Annotated in this window: 11 protein-coding genes; 5 read left to right on the plus strand and 6 right to left on the minus strand. The window is 45.8% G+C overall.

Going from position 1 to position 8,149, the window contains the following annotated elements:
* Positions 1–12: 12 nt before the first annotated feature.
* The 6 genes from HRU21_10410 to HRU21_10435 form a co-directional block, all read right to left on the minus strand.
* Positions 13–429, minus strand: a complete 417-nt coding sequence (locus HRU21_10410; GenBank protein NRA42701.1) for a hypothetical protein — start codon at positions 427–429, stop codon at positions 13–15.
* Between the two features lie 291 nt (positions 430–720).
* Positions 721–930 (minus strand): hypothetical protein, encoded by a 210-nt coding sequence (locus HRU21_10415; protein NRA42702.1) that lies wholly within the window; start codon positions 928–930, stop codon positions 721–723.
* 68 nt (positions 931–998) lie between these two features.
* The gene (locus HRU21_10420; GenBank protein NRA42703.1) at positions 999–1,712 is read right to left on the minus strand and encodes a DUF1826 domain-containing protein; all 714 of its coding nucleotides are present in this window, start codon (positions 1,710–1,712) and stop codon (positions 999–1,001) included.
* Complete coding sequence (locus tag HRU21_10425; protein ID NRA42704.1) at positions 1,709–2,920, minus strand: GTP-binding protein; 1,212 nt, start codon at positions 2,918–2,920, stop codon at positions 1,709–1,711. Before HRU21_10425 ends, HRU21_10420 begins: the two co-directional genes overlap by 4 nt.
* 137 nt (positions 2,921–3,057) lie before the next feature.
* On the minus strand, positions 3,058–3,576 hold the full coding sequence (locus HRU21_10430) for a dCTP deaminase (GenBank protein NRA42705.1): 519 nt from the start codon (positions 3,574–3,576) through the stop codon (positions 3,058–3,060).
* 37 nt (positions 3,577–3,613) lie between these two features.
* A complete protein-coding gene (locus HRU21_10435) occupies positions 3,614–4,045 on the minus strand; it encodes a TraR/DksA C4-type zinc finger protein (GenBank protein NRA42706.1) in 432 nt (143 codons plus the stop codon).
* A 212-nt stretch (positions 4,046–4,257) separates the two neighbouring features.
* Between HRU21_10435 and hisI the strand changes: the two genes are divergently transcribed.
* The 5 genes from hisI to HRU21_10460 form a co-directional block, all read left to right on the plus strand.
* Positions 4,258–4,701, plus strand: coding sequence for a phosphoribosyl-AMP cyclohydrolase (hisI, locus tag HRU21_10440; protein NRA42707.1), 444 nt, complete (start codon positions 4,258–4,260; stop codon positions 4,699–4,701).
* The gene (locus HRU21_10445) at positions 4,698–6,035 is read left to right on the plus strand and encodes a dihydroorotase (protein ID NRA42708.1); all 1,338 of its coding nucleotides are present in this window, start codon (positions 4,698–4,700) and stop codon (positions 6,033–6,035) included. The genes hisI and HRU21_10445 overlap by 4 nt, the downstream gene beginning before the upstream one ends.
* A 14-nt stretch (positions 6,036–6,049) precedes the next feature.
* A complete protein-coding gene (locus tag HRU21_10450; protein ID NRA42709.1) occupies positions 6,050–6,958 on the plus strand; it encodes a GTP cyclohydrolase I FolE2 in 909 nt (302 codons plus the stop codon).
* A 113-nt stretch (positions 6,959–7,071) separates the two neighbouring features.
* A complete protein-coding gene (maf, locus tag HRU21_10455) occupies positions 7,072–7,650 on the plus strand; it encodes a septum formation protein Maf (protein ID NRA42710.1) in 579 nt (192 codons plus the stop codon).
* Between the two features lie 125 nt (positions 7,651–7,775).
* On the plus strand, positions 7,776–8,149 hold a 374-nt coding region (locus tag HRU21_10460; GenBank protein NRA42711.1), incomplete at its 3' end, for a heme-binding protein.

Here is an 8,149-nt window from a genome sequence, read left to right on the forward strand (position 1 = left end):
TCTTTGATAAACTTAAGCATCAGCTGCTTTGCTATGCTGATCAAGCGCAGCAAACTGTAAGCGCCAGTAACACCATAGTGTAAGCACAATCATCGGTACATCGTAAGCCAATGAGCTGAGAATATAGTCGCCAGTATTGAATAATAACCAGCCTAGTAAACGCCCAAGCGTAATCCCTAACATCGACAAGCACAAAATCAGCAGTGCCTCATACACACGACGCCCACTTAGTGCAGCAAACAGCATATACAAGCCTAATGCACTACTAAGCCCTAAATACATCGTAAGCATTTCGGCGCGACCATCGCCAGAAACAATAGCCAGCCCCATATAGGCCGCCAGTGCATCGAGGTTAAACGCGACCACAAGCCCATACACCACGCACATTGCACCTTGAACAAACAATAAAACCCTTGCCAAAATTCGCATATTAGCCGTCCTTGTTATTATTTATGGATTAGCCTAACACAGCGATCGACTCGCTGTTAATACAAACTATGGCATCGTTTGAGTATTTAGCATGAAAGCGCTTAGCTGTATTAACTAGTTAGAGCCTAAGGAATGTAATCTACGCATTAACGCGGCCTAAGCATGCTGTCTGCCTGCCTGTCATGGGTATAGCGGAAAGTTTAGCAGGAAGGCTTAGCCGAGAGGCATAGCAGAAAAGTTTAACAGAGGGTACAGCAGCATAATGGCTACGTTAAGCGCTGATATTTAAAATTAAGAGGACAGGCTGTCCTGTGCCTGTTGAAACCACCCTAACACCTGCTGATGGTGCGACTTACCGTATAAACGAATAAATTGCTGCGTGCGAAAATCAGACAGATTATTCAACGCTGTCAGCCGCTGCTGAATATAGCTTGCGCTCAATGTGATGCCACAATCTACGGTAATGCAGTGGTGCCAGCTTTGATAATCTGTCGGGATCATAATAAGCTCATCTTCTTTAAGCTAATTGAATATTTATCACATTTACAGTGCATCTGATACAGCGCGGTTTAATCCGCGAAATCTAAACTCAAGAATAGCCGTGACTGCTGCGAAGTCACCTGAGGCGAGCGATGAACCAAGCCTGCCTGCGCATTATTAAACCAGTTTTCACCCTTTAACAGCGCCACATCACCACAGCGTAATTGCTGCACATCGGTCGCGTGCTGATATAGGCCAGACAGATGATCTGCAAGACCTGCACTGCCCGCACCTAATTTACTGCGATCAACCGCAGCATGCGGTAACCACTCTGTGGCATCACCTTGCAATGTGGTCACCAATCGACAAGGCACTCGGTCAACATGAAATTTCGGGCACATCGCAGCATTTAAGGTGCTTAGCCGCAAACCCGTGCGCGGTAGGTCAAATAAATAACAAAACATATCAACCAGCTCAGCGATTTCAGCCGCCAATATTTCAAAACCCACACCAAGCTGCTCCAATAGAGCCGACTCGGCGCGCTCAGGTGACACTGTGAGCGATAGCTTGAAGTTGGGTTTAACCGCAGTGAAAGCCTTCACTTGCAACTTTAGAGCAGAGGCAAGCTGACGCTGCCAACAAGCGAGATTGACGTCATCTTGATAGATATCCGACAGAACCACTAGCTCATCAGCGAATACTGCTCTGCGCTGTTGTACCTGCTGTGACTGATCATTGTCAGGACCATGATATTCAGATGATGGCGAGACAGAACGCTCAAGCTTGTCAGCACTCAGACTCATGCTGCTGGCTCCCAACTGGGAAATGGGTCTTCTAAATTGGCCCAGTAGCTCTTGCCTTGCAAAACGTCCTCTTCGGATAACAAACAGTTATCCAATGCCTCGGTGATAGCAGCTTGATCAAGCCCCTGACCAATAAAGACTAACTCTTGGCGCATATCACCAAAAGGCTCTTGCCATTTCTCTTCAATCGACGCCAAATATTCTGACTCTGTAGGCCAGTTTTCTTTCGGTATTGCACGCCAAAACATGCCGGCAAAACCATATCGTGCAATACCACCGGCCTGACTCCACTGCCCGGCAAACTGCGGCCGAGTTGCTAGCCAAAAATAGCCCTTGGAGCGAATTAATTTACCGTACTGTTCTGTACTGTGTAAAAACTGATAAAATTTAGCGGGATAAAAGGGGCGTCGAGCCTCGTAAGTAAAGCTCGCAATACCATACTCTTCTGTTTCAGGTACATGCTCGCCCCGCATCTCTTTCAACCAGCCGGGTGCAAGCTGCGCACGCTCAAAATCAAATAGGCCAGTATTCAGCACATCATCGACGGCCACGCCACCGTGCGCAATAGGGATAAGCTTAGCCTCGGTATTCAGGGTGCGCAAAATGGCCATTAAGCGCTCAACCTCTTCAGCCTCAGCCAGGTCAGTTTTACTGATCAAAATAACATCCGCAAACTCAACCTGGTCAACCAATAAATCAGCAACGCTGCGCTCATCCTCTTCACCCAGCGATTCTTCAGTATCTTGCAGATATTTAGCCGCATCGTAATCACGCAAAAAGTTAACTGCATCAACCACCGTGACCATGGTGTCAAGTTCGGCAACATCAGATAAAGATACACCGTCTTCATCGGCAAAAGTAAAGGTCTCAGCAACAGGCAGAGGCTCAGAGATACCGGTAGATTCAATCACTAAATAATCAAAGCGGCCTGCATGCGCAAGCTTATTCACCTCGAGCAACAAATCTTCACGTAAAGTACAGCAAATGCAGCCATTGCTCATTTCAACCAGCTTTTCTTCGCTACGATTGAGCGAGACATCGTTTTGCACAATCGATGCATCAATATTAATTTCGCTCATATCATTAACAATCACAGCAACTTTTTTGCCCTCGCGATTATTTAAAATATGGCTTAACACGGTGGTTTTACCGGCACCCAGAAAACCGGATAAAACCGTCACCGGTAATTTTTGACTGACAGCTTGCATAATATAATCCTCCGACACTGCATGATTATAAGCCAATACGCTAGAAATGATATGTTATATCATAACATGTTCGCCTGTATATCAAGAGAGTAAGAGTCAAATTGATATGGCGAAACTTGCTTAAGCAAAACAGATGCTCAACTAAAATCTTTAAACAGCTGACTAGACTGAATGCCGCGATTGTTTTGATACTTGCCGCTGTTATAAGCGCTATAGTCACCGGCTAAGGTGTGGTAATAAATTTGGCAAATTTCGACAAAGGCATAAATACGTATGGCTTGAACACAAAAAATTTCGAGTGTCCAATAGCCTTTAAAACCCACATCACCAAAGCCTGCAGTAACGTGCACAAATAAACCTAGACGACCCACAGAGGAACGCCCCTCAAGCATCGGCACTAGGTTTTCGGTGGCAGTAAACTCACAGGTGCGACCTAAATAGAGGCGATTGGGCTCAAGCAACAGCCCCTCATCAGGGATAATCAAAGACTCACAGGGGTTATCTACACGCATATCAAGAGGCGACTGCTGATAAACCAGCAGCTCATTATGCAAGGTGAGGTTATAGCTATTAGGGTTAATTTTTTGAGGATCGAAAGGGTCGATTATAATATTGCTGCCCATTCTAGCAGCGATTTCTTTACCCGAAAGAATCATACATCATCCAAACATTGAGAGAGTTTTAAAAAAGGGTTTAGCTGTCACGATAGTGATCTTCTTTGAGCTCCTGTAACATTTTCACATCAGAACCATATTCAGCTGTAGGCCTAGCTAATAATCGTGGGATACCTATCGGCTCGCCTGTCTCAAGACAATAGCCATAGCTGCCTAAACGAATACGTGCCAAAGCGTCCTTGATCTTAGGCAATAACTTTTGCTCACGATCAACAATGCGTAAGGCTAAGTTAGATTGCTCTTGCCAAGTGGCTAGATCGCTGGCGTCGCTAGAGTCATGCGGTTGCTTCATTTGCTGTTTAGCATCCTCTATACGAGCTTGTGTCGTTTCATAAAGCTCTATCAAAGTCTGCTTAAAGAACGCAAGCTGTGCATCATTCATATAATCGCTAGCAGGCGCTTTCAGCAACTGCGATTTACTCATCACATCTGGGCCGGATGTCTTGCTCATAATCATGTCATCATAAGTGAGATATTCTGCGCATCACATTTGCGGCAGCTTGCTCAACGCCAGAACTTGACGCTGACGACTCAAATCCATCGCAAAAGCGCTATCAATATTTATGATATGATGTATCATATCATTTAATACACGTAGTTTATCTACACTGCGCGCTTGTGTCTAGATAACCGCAGTCATTTATCAGTCAGTCAAATACTCTTATGCGTCAAGATCAGGATTCATCACGCCGTCAATGGTTTCAGCAGCTTGAACAAGCCACACACCAATCCTCTGTTGCTTTGAGCGAGCTTATAGATCATCTGGCGTTTAACGCCGATGGCTTAATTCCCGTCATCACCCAAGATGCTGAATCGAAAACCGTACTGATGCATGCCTGGATGAATAAAACTGCTTTACTGACCACGCTAGATACAGGCTTTGTCACCTACTGGTCGCGCAGCCGCCAACAGCTTTGGAAAAAAGGCGAAAGCAGTGGCCATTTTCAACAATTGATTTCCATGGCTGTTGACTGTGATGGCGACACCCTGCTCTGTTTGGTGCAGCAAACCGGCCCCGCTTGTCATACTGGGCGCCCGAATTGTTTTTACTTAGCCGTCGATAGCCAGAAACAAACGGTTGTGGTGCAAGGAAACGCCGGCCAATGAGCAACAGCTTTGTTATACAGCAAGCACGTATCGTCAATGAGGATACAATTATAGAGGCTGATTTGCGTGTGCAGTCAGGCCGCATAGCCAAGATTGCACATTCAATTTCAGCTACTGGCAATGAAACCGTATTCGATGCAAATGGTAAATTATTGATACCTGGCATGATCGATGATCAAGTGCATTTTCGTGAACCCGGACTTACCCATAAAGGCACTATTGCTACTGAATCACGCGCGGCTGTAGCCGGGGGTATTACCAGCTATATGGAGATGCCCAATGTCAATCCGGCCACCACAACACTTGAGGCATTAGAAAAAAAGTATGCCATCGCACATCAACACTCGATGGCAAACTATGCTTTTTATCTCGGCGCCACGGAAGACAATCTCGAACAGATTAAACGCCTTGATCCGCGCCATCACTGCGGTGTTAAGGTATTTATGGGCGCTTCAACCGGAAATTTATTGGTTGAAAACCCTGCTGCCTTAGAGTCAATCTTCGCGCACAGCCCGGTTTTGATTGTTACCCATTGTGAAAGTGGCCCGCTGATCGCTGAAAACTTAGCAGCTTATGATCAAGCTGGTTTAGTGCCAACTATTCAAGACCACCCTCGCATTCGCAACACTGAGGCCTGCTTCGCTTCTTCGTCCTATGCCGTGGCTTTGGCCAAACAGTTTAATAGTCAGTTACATGTATTGCATATTACGACAGCCAAAGAGCTTGAGCTATTTACGCGCGGCAATATTGCTAACAAATCCATTACTGCTGAGGCCTGTGTTCATCATCTCTGGTTTAGCGATCATGACTATGCCGCACTCGGTAATCTTATTAAGTGCAACCCTGCGATAAAAACTGAGCATGATCGCTTAGCTTTGCTGCAAGCGGTAAATGATGATGTCATAGATATTATCGCCACCGATCATGCGCCGCATACGCTGATGGAAAAACAGCTGCCATACCATCAATCGCCTGCTGGATTACCGTTAGTGCAACATGCACTACTCAGCTTGTTTGATCAGGTTGCAGAACAGCGGTTAAGTGTTCAAACCGTCGTGAAGAAAACTTCGCATAATCCCGCTATTCGCTATGCAATTAAAGACAGAGGTTTTATTCGTGAAGGCTATCATGCTGATTTGGTATTAATCGACCAACAGCAAGGCACCCTCGCCAGTCACAGCAACGCTCGCTATCTCTGTGGCTGGACACCATTCGATCAGCATCAATTTAAGTCACGCATTGATAAAACGTGGGTCAATGGTCAACTGGTATTTGATGGCGATAAGGTACTAGAACAGCCATTGCCTTCACAACGCTTACAATTTTATCGCTAAACAGGAGCTTATTGTTGTCTTCTTCTGCTTTACCCGACGTAACGTCTGAACTTCATGCCGATAAGCCACATGCATTACAGTGGGTGGGTATGGAAAATATCGCCGTACCTATTCAGCTTGAAATAGCTGATCAAAAGGCGGTTACCGTTGCAGCTAAGGCTAATGTCTTTGTTAGTCTCGACGCTTTAGCTGCAAAGGGCATTCATATGTCACGCCTGCACCTCGCACTGAATACGCTAGCACAACAGACATGCAATAAGGCAACGCTGAACGCCTTACTGAGCCATTTTATTCAAAGCCAGCAGGGCATTAGCAAATCAGCGAAAATCGAATTACACTTCGAGCTTATTTTGCAAAAGCCAGCACTGTTAAGCGATGAATTCGGCTATCAAAGCTACCCGCTGCAGCTGTCTGCTGAGCAGAGTGAGCAAGGCTTTAGCCAAACCTTAGGGCTTAGCATACCCTACTCTAGTACCTGCCCCTGCTCGGCAGCATTAAGCCGCCAACTGTATGCGGATGCGGTTGAACATAGATTTAGTGATGCGACAATCGACAAGCACGATCTTCTTAATTGGATAAGGTCTGAAGCAGGCTCAATTGCCACCCCGCACAGCCAGCGATCGAATGCGCATATTGAGCTAGATATTGGCGATGCCGCTTGGCCCGACCTGGCCTTGCTGATTTTCGAGCTAGAGGAAATGATAGCAACTGCCGTGCAAACCGCCGTTAAACGCCAAGACGAACAAGCGTTCGCACAGTTGAATGCCAATAATTTGATGTTTTGCGAAGATGCCGCCAGACGGTTAAAACACTGTCTTGATCAAATGCCGCTAGTGCAAGACTATCGGCTGAAAATTGAGCATTTAGAGAGTCTGCATGCACATAATGCAGTGGTTAGAGACCAAAAGCGCCGTAGCAAATAAAGCATATTTTTATGCACCGCAATGGTATGCTCTGATCACCTGATTACTATCCAAATACCTTTGACACCCTAAAAAACTTTATTTCAAATACTTTATTTTAAAAGCTTCATTTCATGCGCCAGATTATTCTTGCCAGTAGCTCTCGCTATCGGCAACAACAGCTAAAACAACTTAATCTCGACTTTTGCAGCATAGCCCCTGATGTCGATGAGTCTCCTTTAAAAACGCAGATCAGCGATCATATTGCCCTATCACAAGCATTATCGCGACTGAAAGCCGACAACATAAAACGTTTACACCCTGATGCAATCATTATTGCCGGTGACCAAATCGCAAGCTTTCAGCAAGGCATTTTAAGTAAGCCGATCACTGAGGCGAATGCATTTCAGCAGCTACGGAAACTTAGCGGGCAGCAACACCGCCTAATAAGCTCTGTTGTGATTTACGCCGACGGGCAAGAATATATCCATAGCCATATTGCCACCTTACAGATGCGCAAACTCAGCGATCAGCAAATTCATCGCTATATCGCTCAAGATCAGCCGCTTCATAGCTGCGGTGCCTACCGTATCGAAGCGCAAGGTATCGCTTTATTTGAAACGCTAGACTGTGAGGATTTTAGCGCGATTGTCGGCATACCGCTGATATGGACTGCCAATACGCTTAATCAGCTTGGCATCGCGGTGCCGTAACGTTTTCGTAGCGCAGTGATAACCTTGCTGCAACATCAAAAATTTAGCGTTCGCAGAGCCGATTACTGAATCACCGCGTAAAGGCATTATGATTCAGACTCTAAACTGGCTCTCAGGACACTCCCATGTTGCGCTTAACGATTTTATTTTTAGCTGTGTTTAGTCACGGTTTGTTTGCCATTGAAGAGCCCAAATATGCGCTGCTTCACCAACAAGATGAGTTTGAAATTCGGCATTATGCAAGCCATATTGCCGCCTCCGTGGTTACCCGCGGCAATATGAAAAGCGCATCCAGCTCGGGTTTTCGAGGCATAGCCGACTATATATTTGGCAATAATCAACATCTATCATCGGGCCAATCAGAAAACATTAGCATGACTGCGCCCGTTAGCATGCAATTAAACGATCAGCAGGCTGCATTAAGTACCGATGCATTAAACAATCAACAAGATTGGCAGGTGAGCTTTTTTATGCCTGCAGCCTATCAACTTGATACCCT

This window comes from Pseudomonadales bacterium, assembly GCA_013215025.1.
Taxonomy (GTDB): Bacteria; Pseudomonadota; Gammaproteobacteria; order Pseudomonadales; family DT-91; genus DT-91.

What these genes read in the sequence shown, in the direction of transcription:
- HRU21_10420 (NRA42703.1), bottom strand. Translation starts at nt 1,712, where the DNA reads ATGAGTCTGAGTGCTGACAAGCTTGAGCGTTCTGTCTCGCCATCATCT.
- HRU21_10445 (NRA42708.1), top strand. Translation starts at nt 4,698, where the DNA reads ATGAGCAACAGCTTTGTTATACAGCAAGCACGTATCGTCAATGAGGAT.
- HRU21_10410 (NRA42701.1), bottom strand. Translation starts at nt 429, where the DNA reads ATGCGAATTTTGGCAAGGGTTTTATTGTTTGTTCAAGGTGCAATGTGC.
- HRU21_10415 (NRA42702.1), bottom strand. Translation starts at nt 930, where the DNA reads ATGATCCCGACAGATTATCAAAGCTGGCACCACTGCATTACCGTAGAT.
- maf (NRA42710.1), top strand. Translation starts at nt 7,072, where the DNA reads ATGCGCCAGATTATTCTTGCCAGTAGCTCTCGCTATCGGCAACAACAG.
- HRU21_10430 (NRA42705.1), bottom strand. Translation starts at nt 3,576, where the DNA reads ATGATTCTTTCGGGTAAAGAAATCGCTGCTAGAATGGGCAGCAATATT.
- HRU21_10425 (NRA42704.1), bottom strand. Translation starts at nt 2,920, where the DNA reads ATGCAAGCTGTCAGTCAAAAATTACCGGTGACGGTTTTATCCGGTTTT.
- HRU21_10435 (NRA42706.1), bottom strand. Translation starts at nt 4,045, where the DNA reads ATGAGCAAGACATCCGGCCCAGATGTGATGAGTAAATCGCAGTTGCTG.
- hisI (NRA42707.1), top strand. Translation starts at nt 4,258, where the DNA reads ATGCGTCAAGATCAGGATTCATCACGCCGTCAATGGTTTCAGCAGCTT.